Genomic DNA, 20,381 nt, shown 5'->3' on the forward strand with positions numbered 1-20,381 from the left:
GCTACGCTCCATCCTTTGTCAATATTTCGTCGCGGATAAGAAGCGCCATATTCAGTGACAGCTCAGCATGATGATCGGTAATATAGAGGACATCCCCGCAGGAGGAGACGTGATTATTGAATAATCTTTTGCATATCCACTCTATGGGAATATAGAGCTCCCCGTCTTTAAACACCGCTTCGCAATACATGGAATGCACGCGGTTGTCCACGACGCACCCGATACTGCCACGGGCAAATTGCATCGTCATCCCGTCCTTAAACTGCAGCTCAACGGAATGTCCACCGTGCTCAGCGCGATGCGTTGCGTCGAATACATCCGCAAGGAATGAGACCGGCACCATGAAGTACTCGCCTCTTACAATGGCATCTCCGCTCAGTCCATGATACTTCAGCTTTTGATGCTTCCTAACAGGTCCGCGCATCGCAACCAAGGAATTGTTAACATACGCGTTGGCGCTGCCCGCTGCCAAGGCAATGGCATAGTCATCGCCTTTCCTCGGTATTCGAGGCTCGGAGCTCACGATTTCGCCGTTCTCTCCGCGTCGGATGCCCGAGAATAGATAATCCCATACGACCTCTGCGTCGTCGAAGGTTTGTCCATGGTCCCTATTTTTGACGTCGCGGAATACAACGTCCGCATGCTCGCCTTTGTAGAAGGCGAAGTTATCCTCTCCCGCGATTTTGATTTCCGGCAGTTCGCGGCACTGATTGATGCGCTTCCAATACTCGCGATTTCGCTTGACGACATAGTCCGTATCGCCATGGAAATGAGGCGGTACCTGATCGTGCTCAAGCCGAGTCTGCCAAACCGCAAGCGGCCCCGCTTGATTCAGGAGCTCGTCGTTTTTATCGAATAACACGCCAGGACTTGATGGCCCGCCGGATCCCGCCTTGCCCGCAAATACTTTGCCATGGTACCGCGCCATCTGGCTCGTCATCATATTCCCCATCGACATTCCCTGGATGAAAATTCTGCCCTCATCGACTTTGTATTTGTGTTTTGCCCGTTCGATAAGCTCGAGAACCGTATTCATATCCTGGTTGTCCTCGGGATTGTCAGGAGGCAAATGCATCGATTTTCCTTCCACTTTAAAGGAAAGCGCTTCTTCGATCTTTTCCTTCTCCGTTTCAACAATCCAAAATTTGTCTTTGCCGGCGTTCGGGAAAAGAACGATAAAACCCTCGCGCTCCGCGACAAGCGTCCAGGAAGTATAGACGGCTTGCCCCCACCCTGTCATTAATCCTCCATGCATCGATAAGACTAGCGGCACATCCCTCGTTCCGTCATAGGAAGCCGGAACGTATTCGTACCAAGTATGTTCAATGCCGTCCAACACCATATCCGTATATTCGGACAATCTCGCAGGGTAAACCTGGGAATTGTTTCCATTCTCATTCACGACCATATCCGTGCTTTTGATCATCTCGGGGAGATACTCGCGATTATCATCGTTTGGCGTTCCGGGAATAATGACGATTTTCTGATTCATGTGGTCACGATCCTTTCTTACTCGCTCTAATATGGACTTGCCCCTGTATCCTCAAGGCCGAAAAATTCAAGCGCGCGCTGAATGGCCAAGTCCCAAAATCTCCATTCATGTCCGTACCCTTCCAGTGTCCAAAACTCGGCTCCAAGCTTCATTTCATCGGCATGTTTTTTGAAGAGAAGCAGATTTTCGTATATCATCGCATCCTCGGTGCCGCAGGCGAATAAAAGCCGGGGCAGTCTGCCGCTCCCCGCGTGGGAGTCCAATATATCCCATACATTTTCGGAGGAGTCTTTAAATGCCTGCAATCCCCCCGCGTTTTCCACCATTCCGCGCATGCGACGGGCAAAAAAGTCGTCTTTGAGCAAATCCTCTTCCGTCAAGTTCTGTAAATTGACGGGGGCAGCGGATAATACGGCAGCGGCAGCGAATTTATCAGGATGATTTGCAGCAAATTTTATGGTGCCTCGTCCGCCCATGGAAAGACCCGCAATAAAATTGTCCTCGCGCTTGTCTGACGCCGGCAACCAGTTGTAAATCAATGGCATGAGCTCCTTAGTCAAGTAGTCGTACATGCCGAAACCAAGCATGCTGCTATCCCAGTTCGAATAATTGCTATTGAGAGCGCTCGGCATCACGACAATGAGGTCTTTTTCGCAAGCGTACAATTCTATGTTCGTTCTACGAAGCCAATCGGTATGGTCGCCGTACGTGCCGTGGAGAAGCCATAGTACCTTATACTTCTTTTGGCTTTCGTAGTAGTCCTTAGCAGGGAGGTCCCGAGGCTTGTTGGGCAAAATAATGCTGATCTGGTGATTCGATTTTAAGTATTCACTCTCGAAATTCAAAGTTGCAATGGACATTGAAGCTGCCTCCTGATCTCTAATTTCTATCTTTTATTTGTGAAAGGATTGTTTTTCGTTTCCATAAAAAGAGTATGAGCCCCATACAAATTGGTATTGTCATGAACTGAAACATGACAGCATATCCCGCTATCTCGTCTCCGCCATGGCTTTGTATAAACGTTACAATCAAGCCTGCGACAGAAGGCGCCAGCAAATATCCGGTATCGACGCCAATAAAGATTGTATTCCCAGCCACGCCACGCCGTTCTTTGGAGACCATCTGGATGCAAAGCGTCTGAAGAGCAGGCTGACAGATCCCGTATCCGAAAGCCGACACGGCCCCCGATATTAAGAACATTGGAAGCGTACTGGAATAACTAAGCAAGATGAACGACAGCGCAAAGATGATCATGCCTGGAATAAGCGTTTTATCCACCCCGTACTTGTCCGCTAACTTTCCGCTAACCGGTCTGGAAATGAATAAACAAATGGCGTAAGATGTGAAAAAAAGACCGATTTCTTTTACCCCTGCCGCCCCGCCATAAATGAGGATAAATGCGTTAATGCAAGAGTAAGCACTTGCTAAAAAAAACATGATTGTCGCAGGAACCATCACTTCACGGGCAACAATGTCGATCCACCTGATCTTGAAGCCGTTCTTCATTTCCGGGGGATCCGATTTCAACCGCAGCGAGAGCACCAGCACAATCCCCATAATCAGAGCTCCGATGAAGAACGTTCCCCGATATCCGAATCGTTGGACCAATTCCAGGCCAATAGCCGGGCCGATGGCAGTAGCGATTGCCTGCCCTAATGAAAATATTCCGATTCCCGAAGCAAGCTTGTTACTGGGCAAGGTATCGCTGACGAGGGCCATGCTTACAGGCGCAAAAAAACCCATCCCGATTCCGTGAAGAAGTCTCCCAACAATGATCATCGAAACACTTTCGGCGAATCCGTAACAAACGAACGCTGCTATAGTAATAACAACGGCAGCCGCAAGCAATCGATTGTTCCGAAAATAGCTCGTTGACGGCCCCACTATAGGACGAACCGCAAGCGCGGTAACCGCAAACATACTCGTTACTAAGCCTACGATCGCAGCTGTTGCTCCAACATGTTCGGCATACGTCGGGACAAGCACATTCGTCATGAACAATCCCAGCATTAGAAATACGTTCATCACAAATACATTAATAAAGGCCTTGTTCCAGACCGTTTGCACCTTTTCGTTCGTGACGCTTGCTTTGCTTAGGTCCTTCATAGAGTCCTCACCACCCGCTTTATGTTAGTATTTCGTCACGGATAAGTAGGGCCATGTTTAAGGAAAGCTCGGCATCGTGATCGGTAATATACAGCACGTCTTCGAAGCAAGTGACGTGGTTGTTAAAAAGCATCTTGCAAATCCATTCAATCGGAAGATAGAGTTCCCCATTGCCAAATACTGCTTCGCAATACATGGAATGAACGCGGTTATCCACAACGCAGCCGATACTTCCTCGGGCGAATTGCAGTCTTCTCCCGTCCTTCAGCACCAATTCGGAGGAAAGCCCTCCATCGGCAGGTAGATACGTCGCTTCAAAAAGCTCTCCGATAAACGAGACCGGCACTAAGAAATACTCTCCTCTTACGATTGCGTCGCCGCTAAGGCCATGATATTTCAGTTTTTGATGTTTCCTTGCAGGCCCGCTCATCTTAACCAAACGATTGTTGACGTACGCGTTCGAGCTGCCCTCCGCCAAGGCGATGCCATATGCATCTCCTCTCCTTGGACTTAAGGGTTCGAAGTTCATGATTTCGCCGTTCTCTCCGCGCCGTATGCCCGAGAACAGGTAGTCCCATATGACCTCCGCGTCATCAAAGGTTTGCCCATGATCTCTATTCTTAACGTCTCGGAAAACGAAGTCCGCATGCTCGCCTTTGTAAAAAGCAAAGTTGTCCTCGCCTACAATTTTGATTTCCGGTAATTGCTGGCAGCCATTGATTTGCTTCCAATAGTCGCGATTTCTTTTTACAAACGCCTCTGTCTCATCTTCATGCAGCGGTAAACTCTCATGCTCGACGCGAGACTGCCAGACGGGCAGCGGACCAGCGCGATTGATGACGTCTCCTTGCTCGTCGAAAATGACCTCCGGCCATGTGACGCCCGCCGACCCTGCTTGCCCTGCCAGCCACTGGCCATGATACCGGGCGAACTGATTCGTCATGATTTCCCCCATGGACATGCCCTGCATGAAAATTCTGGACTCATCAATGTTATACTTGTGCGACATTCTGTTAATCAGAGCAAGTATAAAGTTCAAATCATGGTTATCTTCCGGCTTTTCCGGAGGCGTGTGCATGTAAAAACCGCTCGGGCTTGGCGCCCCTAACACCTCGAACGTTTTCTTCTCGACTTCAAGAGTCCATATTCGTCTTTCGTGAGCGTTGGGGAACACGACAATAAACCCTTCCCGATCCGCTACGAGCGTCCACGAGGAGTAGATCGCCTGCCCCCATCCGGTCATCAATCCTCCATGCATCGACAAGACCAGAGGCACCTTGCGGGTCCCGTCATAAGAGGACGGAACATATTCATACCAAGTATCCGGTATCCCGTCAGCCAATGAATCGGTATATTCCTTAAGTCTTTCGGGATATACCATCGAGTTGTTGCCATTCTCGTTCACAACCATATCCGAATTTCTAATGGCTTCAGGCAAATACTCCCTGTTGTCATCATTAGGCGTCCCTGGGACAATCGCCATTTTAACTTCCATTTCAACCATCCTCTTATCCGATATTTGCGAAATGCTAGCCTTTCACGGCTCCCCCCATAATTCCGCTTGCATAATATTTTTGCAGGAACGGATATAGGACGAGGATAGGTAGAATCGCTACGAAGGCGATCGCCATCCGTATGGAGGCTTGAGGTAAATTAGTGACAGCGCTTGAGCTTGACGAAACGGAGCTCGAGATGACGGACTGAATGTTCTGATTCATCTTATTCAGCAATGCCTGAATACTGAGCTGATCCGGATCTGTGATAAAATATAGCGCGTTCTGCCAATCATTCCAGTAGAGCAGGCACGAGAAAAGTCCGATCGTAGCCAAAATCGGTTTCCCTAGTGGAAGAACCATCTGGAAAAAGATTCTGAAATAACCCGCGCCGTCGATTTTGGCAGATTCGTATAATTCATTTGGAATGTTCGAGGCTAAGTAGGACCGAACCAAAATAATACTGAAGGCGTTCGTCAACAGGAACGGAAACACATATGCCCCTAACGTGTTGACAACTCCCAAGCTCGTCCACATGATATAGGTCGGCACTAACCCGCCGTTAAAGAGCATAGTGAAAAATATAAAAAAACTGATGACCCGATTCCCCGGCAAGCTCTTGATCGATAAACCGAAACTCATCATGGCCGTAATCGTAAGGCCAAGGAGCGTCCCGAGCGCAGTTGTAATAAACGTAATTCCGTACGCTCGCAAGATGGTAGAAGAATTCGAAACCATATATTCATAGGCGCCAAGACTCAATTGGGATGGAAAGAAAGAATAGCCGTTGGCAATCAACGTATTTTCGTCCGTGATAGAGGATATGAATAGCAATAGCAATGGTAGAATCATGAGCAATGCGACTAACAACAGGATAGAGTTGAATAAAATCTGGTATGCTTTATTTTCAATCATATAGATATGGCCTCCCTTCTAAAAAATCGCATCTTTGGAGCTCAATTTGCGGACAAGCGCGTTCGCCGAAATAATCAATACCAATCCGACCGCGGCTTGCAGCAAGCCTGTGGCAGCCGAGCGCCCTATACCGCCGGGAGCCATCAGCATGCTATACACATACGTATCGATCGTTGCCGTAACATTGAATAAGCTTCCGGAATTTTGAGGAATCAAATAGAACAGACCAAAGTCCGAGTAAGCGATTCTGCTGACGCTTAATAGGAACAACGTAATAATGGAAGGAACCAACGAAGGCAGCGTAACATTCGTAATCCGTTTCCATTTGCCCGCCCCGTCAATAGCTGCCGCTTCGTGCAAGGATCGATCGATCGTCGTAATGCCCGCAATATAGATCAGAGCGCCATATCCAACATTTTTCCAACACTCGACTACGATCAGAATCAGAGGCCACCATGTAGGATTGCTATACCATTCAACGGGATTTTTTGTGAAAATGCTGTTATTGAGCATGCCGTTTTGATGACTAAGAAATGCAAAGACGATATAACTAATGACGACCATCGACATCGTGAATGGCAACAGAATGGAGCTTTGATACAGTTTTTTCATTCGTTCGTTCTTAATTTCTGTAATTAAGATGGCTACAAGGAGACCAACGACCGTATTTACGATAATGAACGCGCCGTTATAAAGAATCGTATTTCGAAGAATGATGGCCAGGTCGCTTGAGCGAAACAAGTATTCGAAATTTTGCAGTCCGACCCACGGACTGCCGAGGATTCCATCGGAGCTGCGAAACTTTTTAAATGCCGATACGATCCCGACCATCGGAATATAATTATTAATAATGAGATAAATGACACAGGGCAACATCATGATATAGAGCGGAGTATATTCTCTAAGGTTGGCGAGTTTCTTATTCATCGTTGATCGATATCCCCTTAACCGATTCGGGGCTGGATTCCGATAGAAGCAGCCCCCGAATCGTGCAATGTGGTAACTATTGCTTGGCCAACCAAGCGTCTAGCTGTTTTTGTTTTTCATCCATAACCTTTTGCAAGCCTGCGGCATATAGCTCGTCATTTAGCTTTTTAAGATTTGCCTCCGGATCGACTGCACCGAAACTGATCGGATTTTCATATTTTGCAAGCACCGAATTCAACTGAGATACCTCCATGGCCACAGGAGCCGCGTCGAACGTAAATCCGAAAGCCTTCGAAATCAATGCATCGCTATCGAAATTTTTGTACGTTTCCCAGATCCCCTCCGGACTGCCCGCCCACGGATGCATCAAATACTGATTCGGGTATATAAAGCCGTAGTCCGAATGGTAATTGACTGTCGATGAGGTAATGCCCGACGGGTAATCCGCCTGTCCGTTGTCATTAATGATCCAATCTTTTCCTGGAACCCCCCAGTTGAGGAGATCGTTAAACTCGGCGTTCGTGTACGCCCAATTCAGAAATTGGAACGCTTTCGCCTTGTCTTTGGACGTACTTAGTACAACGTTCATTGCGCCGCTGACCGCTAATGAGGATTTCATTTTATTGGAAACCGGAATCATAACGGCATCGTAGCCCGTTTGCGATTTCAACTCCGTAATGACGTTCGGACCGTATGAAGCAAAAATTGCGAATGTTTTCCCGGCTTTCATTTTGGCTTGACCTAATTCTTTATTCACTGCGATATCCTTGGAGGAGTATCCATCCGAATACCATTTTCTGTTCAACGTAGCGAATTGCTTGAACTGCTCCGATTCGTACCAGTTCGTTACGGTTGTCGTCTGACCGTAGTTCTCCAAGACACCGAAGCTGTCACCCAATCCATCCACGTACGTTAATGCATTTAGGCCAAATGTCCGATAGCCGTCGAATGGTATTATATCGGGATATTGTTCCTTTACCTTAGCGAACATTTCCGTGATCTTATCAAAGCTGGAATAGTCGTCTGTCGTTACATTGAAGTCGGACACTTTATAGCCGAGAGCGTCAAAGATATCTTTTCTTACAAAGATTCCAGACGGTGTCGCTCGCGAACTCATCATTGGGAAGCCAGCAAGCTGATCCCCGATGTAGCCGGCATCCAGCTCATCGCCGAGCAACTCGTAAATGTCCTTGGTATACTCCGTGTAATCGGATGCATCTACAATGTACCCGCCGTCAATGAAGCTTGGCATGCTGAACGAAAAGGCAAATGAAATGTCGATAGGCTCGCCCGACGCAAGCATCATAGGCAATTTCGAGTTGTAGGTATCCCAGCTAAGCGGGATTAGATTCACTTTCATATTCAAATCTTTCATCGTCAACTCGTTGATAAGCTTGTTTACTTCTTCCTGATTGCCTTCCTTCGGCGCATGATATGCGAAATTGACCGTATACACTTCCTTGGAAGAACCATTCCCTGCGGAAGTTTCCCCTTCGTTTCCTGCATTACCCGCGCATCCCGCAAGTACCGCAAGAATCATGATCACGGCAACTGAATAAGATAACGTCTTTTTTAACATGCTTTCCATCCCCCTCTTAAAGTTGAATTTCACTAGTCCAATGCTTGCTCTAGAAAGACCGCGTTGTCGATTCTTAACCTCCTCCGTACGTTTTCAATGGGACAGCCTGTTGCCTCTCTATTGTCCGATATAAGGGGAGATACGCGCTTTCAATATTCAGCTATGCGACCTTTGAATTTCAGTTCTACTCGTCTTAAAATTGAAACCTTTATTTATTTGCGTCCTTTAACGCTTGAATTCCTAAAGCCAGCGCGCCGCATATACCCGCATTCTCCTTCAATGCAGGAGGTACAATATACTGATCAATCCCGGAAGTTATCGCGTCGATATTTAAATACCCGTTAAGCATGCGTTGAACATGCTTACGTATCGATGCAAAAAGATGCGATTGATTCATAACTCCGCCGCCCAAAATTATTTTTTCCGGCGATAAGGTCAAGATCGTGGAGACAAGAGCCTGAGCAATATAATAAGCTTCCATTTCCCAAGCCTCATGGTCTTCGGGGATTTGTTCGGCCCTTCGGTTCCATCTAGCCTCGATAGCGGGTCCTGCCGCCATTCCCTCCAAGCAATCTTGATGATACGGACAGTTCCCATCGAACGCATCCAACTCGTGACGTTTTACAGCGATATGCCCGCCTTCCGGATGCATGATGCCGTGAACAAGGCGTCCTTCTATAAAAACGCCTAAACCAATCCCCGTGCCGATGGTGTAATACGCACAGCTATTTAATCCCTTTGCCGCTCCCCAAGAAGCTTCTCCCAGTGCCGCCGCATTCACATCCGTATCCCAACCGAAAGGAACCTTAAAATGATGACTTAACATGCCAATCACATTGCAATCGGACCAGCCTAATTTGGGCGTTGTCGTAATAAAGCCGTATTTCGGGCTATTTTGTTGCAGATTGATTGGACCGAAGGAACCTATGCCGATTGCTTCAACCTGCCGCGATTGAAAGAAATCGACCGCTTGTCCAAGAGTCTCTTCTGGACTTGTAGTCCGGAAACTGATTTTTTCGAAAATGTCTCCTCTTTCATTGCCTACTCCGCAAATAAACTTTGTTCCTCCAGCTTCAATAGCTCCGATCCGCATCGCTCTCGCCTCCTAATTCCTACTTGTTCAAGCCTCATTATGAATCCATCATAACGGAACCGTGCGGAGCACACTTTCACTAACACGACATTCTTCTTTTAAATTTCCGTTATTATCGGTTTGGATAAGACAGGAGGCGCCTACTCCTTCTTCATTGGCATGCTGATCTCTACAACCGCTCCGTCTTGGTTGCTGAAATGAATCGTTGCTCGATCGTTATAGAGCAGCTCCAGCCTCCGTTTCACGTTCCATATCCCGATCTGCTCTCCTTGATCGGACATCGGATTCCTATTTTGCTGCAACTTGTTAAGCCACTCCTCTGAAAAACCAGGACCTGTATCCGTGACTCGGATACTCATTTCATCATGTGAGGATTCCCGGATTAAAATTTGGATATGTGTTTGCCGATCGGTATCGATCGCATACTTGATTGCATTTTCGACAAACGTCTGAATGACTAGGGGCGGCAAAGAAACGGAATGCAGCTTCTCCGGCAAATCCACTTCATAGGTCAGGCTGCCGGGGAAACGAAAGCTTTGAATTCGCAAATAATTGACGGTATGCTTAATTTCGTCCTGAAGAGAAACGAAGTCCGCGCCGCTTTGAAACATGAACCGAAAATATTGTATCAATAACAAAGAAAGCTCTTGGATTAAAGAAAACTTCTTATCCAAGGCCAGATAGTAAACGATATTAAGGGAATTCAAAAAAAAGTGAGGGTTAATTTGCAGTTGAAGCTGCCGAAGCTCCGCTTTCTGTGTCATGATCTGCTCCTCGTAAATGTTGAACTTCAACTGTTGAATTTCAGCTACCATGCCGTTGAATGTATCGCTCATCGTCTCGAACTCGTTGGAAGAACGAGCGGTGGGTATCCGTGCATCCAAGAACCCCTCCTTAACCTTGCGCATGGCAACGAGAGTCCGATGAATCGGCAATAGCACAACCTTTCGCAGCGCATATAAAGCAAGAGCTACGCTTAATATGGAAGCAATGGCAAGCAAGTACGTGATCCGCAACAGATAGGGCAGCTGTTCCAAAATCAGATCATCCGGCACTAACGTCACCAAATGAAAGGGCCCCTTGGATGAGGTTTCCCCAACGATGAGAAAATCGTTATTTTTCCCGGTTAGCCTATATTCATTGCTTTGAAAAGCCAAGTTTATATCATGTTCAGTAAAAAATCGCTCATCCCCAAGCGGCTCATTCCGCTCGTTGGTGAATACGACTTGCGCTCCGCCCTCAAGATTGAATAGGTCCATTGGGCTTAGCAGGAGATCGATATTAATCCCCATTCCTATATATTGCTTGCCCGACCTCATAACGCGCATAACATAGAAGTCATCCCCGAGTTTAATGTCGAACCATGAATTCCCGAACGCCGCCTCCAGCGGGCGCGAACGGGTCAACTCGGTTAACGGACTCCTCACTTCATCCCAATTTGGCGTATCCGTTCTTTCCTTTTGCCGATTCGGCACAAACAACATATCGTCGTTAGCCGTATTATAGATAAAGGTAAAATCAAGCGCTTGATTATAAACCATATCTTCATCCATTTTTCGGAACACGCGGTATTTCTCCAATTGATAGGTATCAAGATCTTTGAAGGCGGCCTTCTCAAGCGGCAGAAAGCCCCTCTCTTCCATAATTAGCCTTACTAAATAATCATCTACGGAATCCAAGCTTTGATCTACGATATTTATATATAGGCTCACGGTGCTGCTAATTGAAGCGGCAACCTGATTTCTGACGACTTTGATGGAATAAACGTTGTTATAGATCAGATAAGTCACAATGGGGAGCATTAAAATGATTAATCCGGCAATCAGCTTAAATCGAATCGAATTGATAAAGGGCTTGCCCGTCTTCTTGTTCATATGTCATTGTCCTCCCTTAATCGTCAACGCAAAAAGCACCCGTAAAAGCGTCCGATAGAGTAACACATAAATGCTTCTCCTTAGTCCACTAATAGAAGTGCAGATCGCTTTCAAATTTTCAGAATGCCCGTCAGATACGCTGCTTGCGAAATTCCTGAGGCGTTATCGATGTTTCTTTGCGGAACAGCGTCGAGAAGTATGAAAAATTCGGGTATCCGACCGACAACGCAACCTCGCTGATCGACATATTCGATCCCAGCAAAAGTTCTTTCGCCCGAGACAGCCGCTCCTTTAAGATGTAGTCCGTGATCGACAAACCCACTTCCTTCTTGAATAGTTTAACGACATAATCGGGACTTAACCCGACATGGTCCGCAATATACTGCCTGGAGAGCTCCTCGTCGAGGTGCAGCGAAATATACCGTCGTATCCTTTCCACGATCGTTTCGTTAGACTCCAGAGCCTCCATGCTAGATACGGCGGTTTCGATGACATCGCTCACCCATTGTTGCAAATCTCTGACCGAGCGTGTCGCGACCATCGCCCGTTCCGGTGCCAGATGCTCGTGTAAAATATCCTCTGCTCTTAAGCCTGACTCCTGCAACGTGTGAAGCACCATCTGGAGGACGCCTTGGTAAAAGAATTGAACCCGCTTCACATCTAAATGATCAAGGTTCTTCCATACCTCCAAATGCGCTAGCATAGCTTGGAGCATCCTCTCTTTCTCCGACCTTCGAAGCATCTCGGACCAAACCTTCATATTCGGACTCGAAATCTCCAGCTCCTTTTGCGGCATCTCGTCAAGGACCAGTACCCGATCCGTCGTATTGAGTTTCTTTCGCTGCGTTTCGGCGAGCAAATTATACATGACAGATAATCGGTCAATGGTGACCTTATCGCCTACATAACACGAAAGATGGCAATAAAAATACATATTGCAAGCTTGTATATAAGCTGCGCAGCGTTGCTGTATTTCCAGACGGAGCCCCTCTTCAAAAAGATCGGAATTGCTATTGGACGGAATAATAACAACGATGACGCCATCGCCTAAGTAGACCGCTTGGGAGGCTTCGTAATGAATCAGAACGAGCTCCTCCATAGCGTTCCGTAATGCATAAAACATAATATGCTCATCCCGCGGACCGAGCTTTTTGTCCCAGTAATCCAGATGGAAAAGCACAGGCAGTAACATCGTATCTTCTGTATAGGGAAGATGATGCCGTTTTGCTTGCTCCAAGATTTGATCCAATCGCGACGGAATTTCCTGACGAAGCACCTCGGACCAAAACTGTTCCAGCAATTTAGCATCATCATTACGTACCCGACGAATTTTCTCAAGCGCCTTGTCTACCGTCTTCTCCAATTCCTCCCTCGGGACGGGCTTCAAAAGATAATCTAGACTTCCAAGCTGAACCGCCCGCTTAGCATAGGCAAATTCCGCGTGACATGTAAGAAAAATACACTCCGTCTTCGGATGACTCTCTCGTACCCAAGCGAACAAGTCAAAGCCCGTTCCTTGCGGCATCTCGATATCGCAGATCATCACATCGAACGAAACCGAGGCAAAAGCCTCTTTCGCTTGACGCATGTTATAAGCCGTCTCTACTCTGTCGATCCCCAGCTTCCTCCATTCGACGCTAGACTTAATGCCGTTTGCGATAATGGCTTCATCATCCACGATCAATAACCGAAACATTTCTTTTGCCTCCTCAAACCAAATAATAAATACAAGCAGGTTGTCCATCTGCGGCTTTTCGCCCACCATTTATACTAGCACCCATTATAGTCTGCAATTATTGAACGCTACGATCTGCCAATTATTAATTCTTCTCCTTCAATTTCTTTATTCATACATCATACCTAAACCGCAAGTCGCTCACTATCATCAATCCGACATTTTTCTTTTAATTTTCAGTCATGATCCAGGGTCACCTGTTTCACGAGCAATCGCTACAATTATTCCCTATGCGAGATCTTGCAGTTCAGTACGTATCGAATCCAGAAATTAAAAGATAATAATTTCGTTAATGTGCTAATTGCTCTTAGTAAACGCACTTCTCCCCGGAGGTTTCTCTATCTAATTACGATACGCATGTAACCTAATACAAATAAAGACGGACAATCCCCAGAATTGACCGTCTTCACTAATACGCTATCATTTTTTTGCTAACCCTTTCTCTGTTGTATGAACAGACTTTGAACAAGGTCATATCCCAGGGCTTCCTGCAAAGGTAAAATGGCTGCTGAATCTGCTGCTGTAACTGAAGTATGAACCTTAGTTCCAAGTTTGCACAACATTATTGACGGCCGCAAAAAGGACTCCGCAGTTTTTTCCGCGGAGTCCTTAAGGATTGCCTTGTTATATTTTTTTACTGTGGTTGTAGCTGATTACGTACTATTCTCGTCTTATTTAAAGTGAATCTATATCTTTCCTGACTCGAATATCAATTAATTCGGAGTTTTCGTTAAAACCAAAATAGATTGTTACATCTGCTACAAAAAAATATAAATTCAAAAGACTACGATAATCTCCAGCATGAACTGAAAAGTGTTTTTCACCTACAGTTGTCTTTATGCCCAATTCACTATTATAACCATTTGCATCATCTATTTTGATATCTGACCATCCTTTCTTTCTCTTTGCAAAATCGATAGCTTCGTTCATATCGGTTCCCAATGGAATTTGAGTCAACAATTTTTCTCTTATTGTGTCTTCTGACCGAGTTAATGGGTTTAACAATACCCTCATACCTTCAATAAGTATAATGCCTATAACAATTATTATTATAAATAAAATTAGTTTTTTAATCATAATCACCCCACATTCTATACTCAATTTATTCTATTTAAATCATTAAATATAATTCTCGAGTAGACCAAAAGACTCTTTCCCTTACTTACTCTATTACTAAGTGTATCACAGCGATAATTTAGGAATAGTACCATCATTTTCTAGTACCGGACTTCTGTATCGTACGATGTTCTCCTACCAGTTGCTTCAACGAAAATAAAGAAGCAGAACCATTAAGACGGTTCTGCTCCTTGGTCATTACTCTAAAGTGTGCCGTTAGCGTAATGATTTAACCAATTAATCATTACTAAGGGTATCCCCCACTATTCCCGGTCCCAGGGATGACGAATGAATAGTGATCTGAATATTCCATCCAGCCCAGGGTCGCGAAATTAGAACGAACCTTCACCAAAAAGCAGCTTACATCTTCTGTTGATAGCTTAAGGGCACTTTATTTTTTAATTCTATCTTAATAATGCAAGTATTTCCTTTACAGAGTTATCAACAAACGATCGTTCTGGACGAGATTTCATAATCACAGTGATTCCTATTAACGATATGACTAGTGTCTGTGCTAAACTCTTTGCGTTAATAGCGGTATCAAGCTCACCTGAGCGCAAACCTCGTTCAATCGTTTCTTGAAATATTACCGAAAGATACATCTGATGTTCTCTTGTTAGGATTTCAAATTTCTCATCATGGGGCGAAAGTTCCACCATCGAATTGATGCAAAAGCACCCCCAGTTCGGACCACCTTCATATTCTTTTGCCACCATATTTTCAAAGAAGGCACGGAATGCCTCTTTAACAGAAGTACTATTTTGAAAATTGGCGCGAACATAGGCAGCATGGGAACTCGTATATTTGCGCAACGCAGCTTCAAATAGTCCTTTTTTGTCTCCAAAGGTGGAGTATATGCTTGGTCGCTGAATGCCCATTCTTGATGTCAAATCGCTTACAGAGGTAGCTTCGAACCCTTTTTCCCAAAATAGTTGCATAGCTGCATCCAATGCCTTTTCCTCATCAAATTCGCGTTGTCGAGCCATAACAATTCCTCTTTTCATATCGAACGGTATGTTATAATTTTATTGTGTGAAGAGTATTCTGTCAATAAGATTAACCTTTTACAGCCCATAGACCACGAATAGTGACAGGATAAAGAGTTTTCACTCTTTTGAGTCTAGCCTTCGCAGGAGTATCTTGACAGCTATCTTTTTTAAAGTTATATTTTTCAGGAAACATTTCATACCAATCAGTATTTTATTTTATAAATCCGATAAACGTAAACGGAGGCGTTATCTTTGGGAAAGATTGTTGATGAACCGAATGTCATTACCGTGGATTTCACAGACAGACACGTTGAACCAGCTCAAGAAGCGTTTATAGCATCAGAATCAGTACCCGCATCTTTAATATCTCATAAAGTGGCACTCTTATTTGCAATCGCCTGCGGACTGGCAGTCGCCAACATCTATTACGCGCAACCGTTGCTGGACGCAATTTCAAACGAGTTCGGTATTACTCATTCATCCGTCGGCATTGTAATTACAATCACTCAAGCGAGTTACGCACTCGGACTGCTATTGCTAGTGCCGCTCGGCGATCTGTTAAATCGACGTTGGCTGATCACCGGACAGATACTATTATCCGTGTTGGCTTTGATTGTGGTTGGCACCGCCTCCACCAGCATGGTGTTATTCATAGGCATAGCTGCGGTTGGATTGCTTGCCGTAGTGACACAGACGCTCGTTGCGTTCGCTGCAACCTTGGCTGCTCCAACCAAACGTGGCAGAACTGTGGGAGTGGTGACAAGTGGAATCGTTATTGGTATTCTAATAGCGCGAACTTTCGCTGGCGTATTAACGGATTTAGCCGGTTGGCGTTCTGTCTACCTTGTCTCTGCGGTATTAACGCTAATCATGGCATGCGTATTGTATCGGGTGCTGCCGCGTGATGAGCACAAAAGAGAATCATTATCCTACCTACAGTTGCTTCGTTCGCTGCTCACGATGTTCGCACAAGAACGAATCCTGCAAATTCGTGCCGTGCTAGCTTTGATGATTTTTACTGCTTTCAGTATATTATGGACTTCTCTCGTGTTGCCTCTCAGCGCTCCGCCCCTTTCTCTTTCACATTCTGCGATTGGAGCGTTTGGTCTCGCTGGAGTTGCTGGGGCATTAGCGGCAGCGCGAGCAGGTCGTCTTGCCGATCGAGGTTTAGGGCAGAGGACCACAGGAGTGGCACTAATTCTGTTGCTATTATCATGGTTGCCAATAAGTTATACTCAACATTCGCTTCTCGCATTAATCATCGGTATTTTCCTTCTTGACCTTGCAGTACAAGCCGTTCATGTCACCAACCAGAGCATGATCCTTACATTGATCCCCGAGGCACGCAGCAGGCTCACTGCTGGTTACATGATTTTCTATTCCGTTGGAAGTGCCACCGGGTCAATCGCATCCACCAGTATCTATGCTTACTCAGGCTGGAACGGCGTGTGCTTGTTAGGTGCAATTGTCAGTGCTTTGGCTCTTCTATTCTGGGCATTAACCCGACGCATTAAATGACTTCTGTTAAAAATCAAGAAAATCTTATATTGGATAAACGACCCTCCAAAATCAAGCGCAACTCTTCAGGAATACGCTCAAACACGACTCCTTTCCCCAAAAACAAAAGCCAATCCGCGTAATAAGACAGCGCCTCAACATCGGTCACATCCAACTGAACATTGAATATCCCGCTCGATTGAAACATTCCGGTAAAGGACAAAATAATCCCCGGCGGGTGCATGCGTTTAAAGCGTTGAATCCCGGTCGTATCGAGCTTCACAACAAGATTGGACTGACGTGAACCCATTCTTTTTTTGCTTAAAATCTCTTGCTCGGAGTACTTCATATCAAGCTCAGAAATTGCAGAATCCCGCAGCAAATCAACAGGCAGATAACGAAACTCATCCGTATCAAAATCATAAACTTCGACTAGCCATTGGGCGTTCGAGTTAAAAATATGAAGCAAATAAACGTCCAGTAACTGTGGCCATCCAAGACTCGGCTCATAATTCAAGCGTAAATGCTTATCTCGTACAGCAAGCGAAATCAACTGGTTTAGCTCCGCAGGCGCTGCATCATCGAGCTCCAAAAGATTCGGATTAGCAGGATTTGTATTTTCAAAAAGCAAGATATTATTCAGCTCGATCAGCTCGTCTTGCTGAGTTTGCGACGCGATGCCGATAAGTTTTTCAGTGATTGAGCGGCGATTTTGCAGATAAGGCAGCTGTGAATTTTTCGAAGCCATAAAACTGATAAATATCGCCTTCAGCTCATCTGGCGTGAAACGTGCTGCAGGTAAATACTGATTTTGTAGGACATTGTAGCCTCCACCGCGCCCCAGTTCGGTAGTCAGTGGAAAACCCATCGCTTGAATCTCATTAATGTCGCGGATCGCCGTCGCGCGGGAAATCTTGAACTCCCGCTGAATCTCGGCAATCGTAAAATGTGCGCGGTTATTGATATAGCGCATGATTAGGTTTACTCGCTCTGTTTTCTTCATGTTTTTATTGTATCAAAAAAGTATCATTTTTTGATACATTCGGCAAATAGAATCGATCTTGTAAAAGTAAGTTCACAAAGGAGAGAACAATATGCCTAATTACTCAATCAAAACGATCTCAGAAAACTACAAAATGACTGCTTTCGGTGTTTCATTTGAGGACTTCAACGACTGGGCAGGCAATTCAGCAAAAACGGCAGCGAAAAAGGCCGAAATCACTGAAAATGGCAAGCTTGCTGAACTTCTCGCGCTGGCTGACGGGCAAGAATATCAAATCAATTATGTTATCGACGGCAAGGCTTGGCGCGGTTTCGGCGTGATAGGGGATTTCAATTTGGATGACGCGGTCGTCCTCGATTTCCTCGCTGGCGACTACCTCGTTGTGCCTGGCACAGGCTCTGACAAAAACAGCCTTGCTGATGAAATCACAGGCAAAGTTTTCGGCGGCATGCTGCAAGAATTTACAGACTACAAATACGTAGGTCCCGGTAACTCAACATTCGTCAAAGCAGCTGAAAACGGTGAATTCTACGGTGAAATGTGGCTTCGCGCAAAAAAAGTCTAAAACTAATCTTTGTGATAATTTGAAAGGAGCTCACATGGCAGAATACACAATTGAACACAAAAAATCATTCACATTGACCGCATACGGTTTTTCAATCCAGTCCAATTTTCAAGACATGACAGCTTTGCAACAGGAAAAAGCCGAGTTTTGGGGCAGACTCAAGGCTGACGGGCGGTTTGCTAAGCTCAAAGACGCTGCAAAAGATGATCGTGAATGGTCAGTGAACGAGGTTTATCAAGGCAAGCCGTGGAATTATTTCGCGGTAGAAGCTGGAAAGATAGTAGCTGACGCAACGCGCATTATCGAGTTTCCAGAGAGCGAGTACATCGTGGTCGCAGGAAATGGTGACAAGGAAACTTTGTTTGATCAGTTGACTTACCTTGCTTTTGGCGAAGTGTTAGCCCGAATCACTGATTATGCTTACATCGGCGGTCCAAATGCCACCTATCGCAAAGAAAACGGCGAGGGCACATTCTACGGCGAGTTTTGGGTGCCTGTGGTTAAAAAATAACTTTTTCCTCTATTTACTGTCCGGTTGCTAAATTACACTGAACCCTCATAAGCACATAAATTACTAACCTCTTTTTAGTTGGCAGCACGGCAGCTCATCATGTGTGAGCTGCCATGCTGTCTTATTGGCTACAGTCCTCGTTAGGATTCCTGTATCTCTGCATTTCCCAAAGGAGTTAATGCACAGTCAAACATATTTATCGTCCTTTCCGTGGCAGTTCGAAACTATTTCGGCTACCTACAAAACGGTTTCTTGCTGCTCCTATACCGACTAAATAGAGTAGGACCGTAGCGCCAAGCAGAATGAAAAGTGGCAGATTCCAACTATTTGTTGTATCATGCAGAAATCCTATAAGGGTAGGACCAATTGCGGCAAGAAGATATCCGATCGATTGCGCCATGCCAGACAGTTCAGCTGCTTGATGCGCATTTTCAGTACGTAGACCGAAAAACATCATGGACAAACTAAAGGCGCAACCTCCACCAATTCCGAGTATTATAATCCACAACAGAATGATATTGGAGCTCCCGTATAGAAGTCCGAGCATTCCCGTCAAAAGCAGAATGATTGTGATCACCACTAACAAACGTTGACTAGACATGCGCCCAGCAATAACGGGGACAATAAAGGTAAAAGGAAGCAGAGCTAACTGCATTATCGAGAGGATCCATCCTGATTGGTTTGCGTCAATTCCTTGCTGCTTTAAAATTTCAGGCAACCAAGCGATCAACACATAGAAAACCATGGACTGTATACCCATAAACAAGGTTACTTGCCAGGCAAGAGGGGATCGCCAAACATTCACGTCGTTGCTGGCCATCTGTTGACTCGTCGTGATTGTTTTCTTCGTTTGATTTCTTAATTGGGGTAGCCAACAGAGAATCGATACAAAGCTTAGAATACCCCATATTCCCAATGCTCCCTGCCATTTTAGACCTGCGTTCACGGCTAGCGGAACACTAATTCCCGATGCGATTGCTCCGAATAAACTCATAGAAATGGAGTAAATACCTGTTATGGAGCCAATTTTATTTGGGAAATCCCTTTTGATTAAACTTGGCAATAATACATTACATACGGCAATTGCGAATCCAAGAATTGCTGTCCCAATATACAGATTAGCTGCACCAGATAAAGAACGTATTACAATGCCAACAGTCAAAAAAATTAGGGCAATCACAATGATACGTTCAACCCCATACCTTCGTCCTAATTTTGGTACTAGAGGCGATAGTAAAGCAAAGGCAAGCAAAGGTACCGTTGTTATCAAACCTGCTAATGTATTTGAAATACGAACGTCATCCCTTATGTGACTCACTAAAGGACCGACCGAGGTTAAGGGGGCACGTAAATTTGCTGCAATAACAATAATGCCGAGAATTATCAGACCTATAGAGGAGGGGATGGCATTTTTATTTTGTTTATTCGGCATTCTTCATTTCTCCTTCCTGAGTTCATACTTATCATTTGTTTCCTGCTGATTGAA

Annotated in this window: 17 protein-coding genes; 3 read left to right on the top strand and 14 right to left on the bottom strand. The window is 45.4% G+C overall.

All coding sequences use genetic code 11. The annotated features are described in order from the left end of the window. Position 1: 1 nt before the first annotated feature. From AC1DF0_RS00750 to AC1DF0_RS00805, 12 genes are all read right to left on the bottom strand, one after another. The gene (locus AC1DF0_RS00750) at positions 2–1,492 is read right to left on the bottom strand and encodes a CE1 family esterase (RefSeq protein WP_477572757.1); all 1,491 of its coding nucleotides are present in this window, start codon (positions 1,490–1,492) and stop codon (positions 2–4) included. A 26-nt stretch (positions 1,493–1,518) separates the two neighbouring features. Further along, positions 1,519–2,352: an alpha/beta hydrolase gene (locus AC1DF0_RS00755; RefSeq protein WP_477572758.1), complete on the bottom strand. Its 834-nt coding sequence runs from the start codon at positions 2,350–2,352 to the stop codon at positions 1,519–1,521. 19 nt (positions 2,353–2,371) lie between these two features. After that, positions 2,372–3,598 (bottom strand): MFS transporter, encoded by a 1,227-nt coding sequence (locus tag AC1DF0_RS00760; RefSeq protein WP_477572759.1) that lies wholly within the window; start codon positions 3,596–3,598, stop codon positions 2,372–2,374. A gap of 19 nt (positions 3,599–3,617) precedes the next feature. Further along, complete coding sequence (locus AC1DF0_RS00765) at positions 3,618–5,093, bottom strand: CE1 family esterase (RefSeq protein WP_477572760.1); 1,476 nt, start codon at positions 5,091–5,093, stop codon at positions 3,618–3,620. Between the two features lie 34 nt (positions 5,094–5,127). Continuing rightward, entirely contained in the window at positions 5,128–6,006 is an 879-nt protein-coding gene (locus AC1DF0_RS00770) for a carbohydrate ABC transporter permease (RefSeq protein ID WP_442048799.1), read from the bottom strand. Positions 6,007–6,024: 18 nt separating this feature from the next. Then, entirely contained in the window at positions 6,025–6,933 is a 909-nt protein-coding gene (locus AC1DF0_RS00775) for an ABC transporter permease (protein ID WP_442048798.1), read from the bottom strand. A gap of 76 nt (positions 6,934–7,009) precedes the next feature. Next, positions 7,010–8,512: an ABC transporter substrate-binding protein gene (locus AC1DF0_RS00780; protein ID WP_442048797.1), complete on the bottom strand. Its 1,503-nt coding sequence runs from the start codon at positions 8,510–8,512 to the stop codon at positions 7,010–7,012. A gap of 208 nt (positions 8,513–8,720) precedes the next feature. Next, positions 8,721–9,605: an ROK family protein gene (locus AC1DF0_RS00785; protein ID WP_442048796.1), complete on the bottom strand. Its 885-nt coding sequence runs from the start codon at positions 9,603–9,605 to the stop codon at positions 8,721–8,723. A 140-nt stretch (positions 9,606–9,745) separates the two neighbouring features. Further along, complete coding sequence (locus AC1DF0_RS00790; protein ID WP_442048795.1) at positions 9,746–11,479, bottom strand: sensor histidine kinase; 1,734 nt, start codon at positions 11,477–11,479, stop codon at positions 9,746–9,748. A gap of 130 nt (positions 11,480–11,609) precedes the next feature. Beyond that, positions 11,610–13,175 carry a response regulator transcription factor gene (locus tag AC1DF0_RS00795; RefSeq protein ID WP_442048794.1) on the bottom strand — a complete coding sequence of 522 codons (1,566 nt, stop codon included), beginning with the start codon at positions 13,173–13,175 and terminating at the stop codon, positions 11,610–11,612. A 714-nt stretch (positions 13,176–13,889) separates the two neighbouring features. Then, entirely contained in the window at positions 13,890–14,291 is a 402-nt protein-coding gene (locus tag AC1DF0_RS00800) for a hypothetical protein (RefSeq protein ID WP_477572761.1), read from the bottom strand. Between the two features lie 443 nt (positions 14,292–14,734). Beyond that, complete coding sequence (locus AC1DF0_RS00805; protein ID WP_442050242.1) at positions 14,735–15,316, bottom strand: TetR/AcrR family transcriptional regulator; 582 nt, start codon at positions 15,314–15,316, stop codon at positions 14,735–14,737. Between the two features lie 336 nt (positions 15,317–15,652). On the opposite strand from AC1DF0_RS00805, the gene AC1DF0_RS00810 reads away from it, so the two are divergent. Beyond that, on the top strand, positions 15,653–16,837 hold the full coding sequence (locus AC1DF0_RS00810) for an MFS transporter (protein ID WP_442050247.1): 1,185 nt from the start codon (positions 15,653–15,655) through the stop codon (positions 16,835–16,837). A gap of 13 nt (positions 16,838–16,850) precedes the next feature. On the opposite strand, the gene AC1DF0_RS00815 is transcribed toward AC1DF0_RS00810, so the two are convergent. Further along, a complete protein-coding gene (locus AC1DF0_RS00815; RefSeq protein ID WP_442050241.1) occupies positions 16,851–17,819 on the bottom strand; it encodes a helix-turn-helix transcriptional regulator in 969 nt (322 codons plus the stop codon). 91 nt (positions 17,820–17,910) lie between these two features. On the opposite strand from AC1DF0_RS00815, the gene AC1DF0_RS00820 reads away from it, so the two are divergent. Both AC1DF0_RS00820 and AC1DF0_RS00825 read left to right on the top strand, forming a co-directional pair. Further along, positions 17,911–18,384 carry a hypothetical protein gene (locus AC1DF0_RS00820; protein ID WP_442050240.1) on the top strand — a complete coding sequence of 158 codons (474 nt, stop codon included), beginning with the start codon at positions 17,911–17,913 and terminating at the stop codon, positions 18,382–18,384. 34 nt (positions 18,385–18,418) lie between these two features. After that, on the top strand, positions 18,419–18,895 hold the full coding sequence (locus AC1DF0_RS00825) for a GyrI-like domain-containing protein (protein ID WP_442050239.1): 477 nt from the start codon (positions 18,419–18,421) through the stop codon (positions 18,893–18,895). A gap of 196 nt (positions 18,896–19,091) precedes the next feature. Here AC1DF0_RS00825 and AC1DF0_RS00830 read toward each other — a convergent pair whose 3' ends face one another. Further along, positions 19,092–20,327, bottom strand: coding sequence for a CynX/NimT family MFS transporter (locus tag AC1DF0_RS00830; protein WP_442050238.1), 1,236 nt, complete (start codon positions 20,325–20,327; stop codon positions 19,092–19,094). Positions 20,328–20,381 lie beyond the last annotated feature (54 nt).

Source organism: Paenibacillus sp. 05T425 (assembly GCF_056396205.1).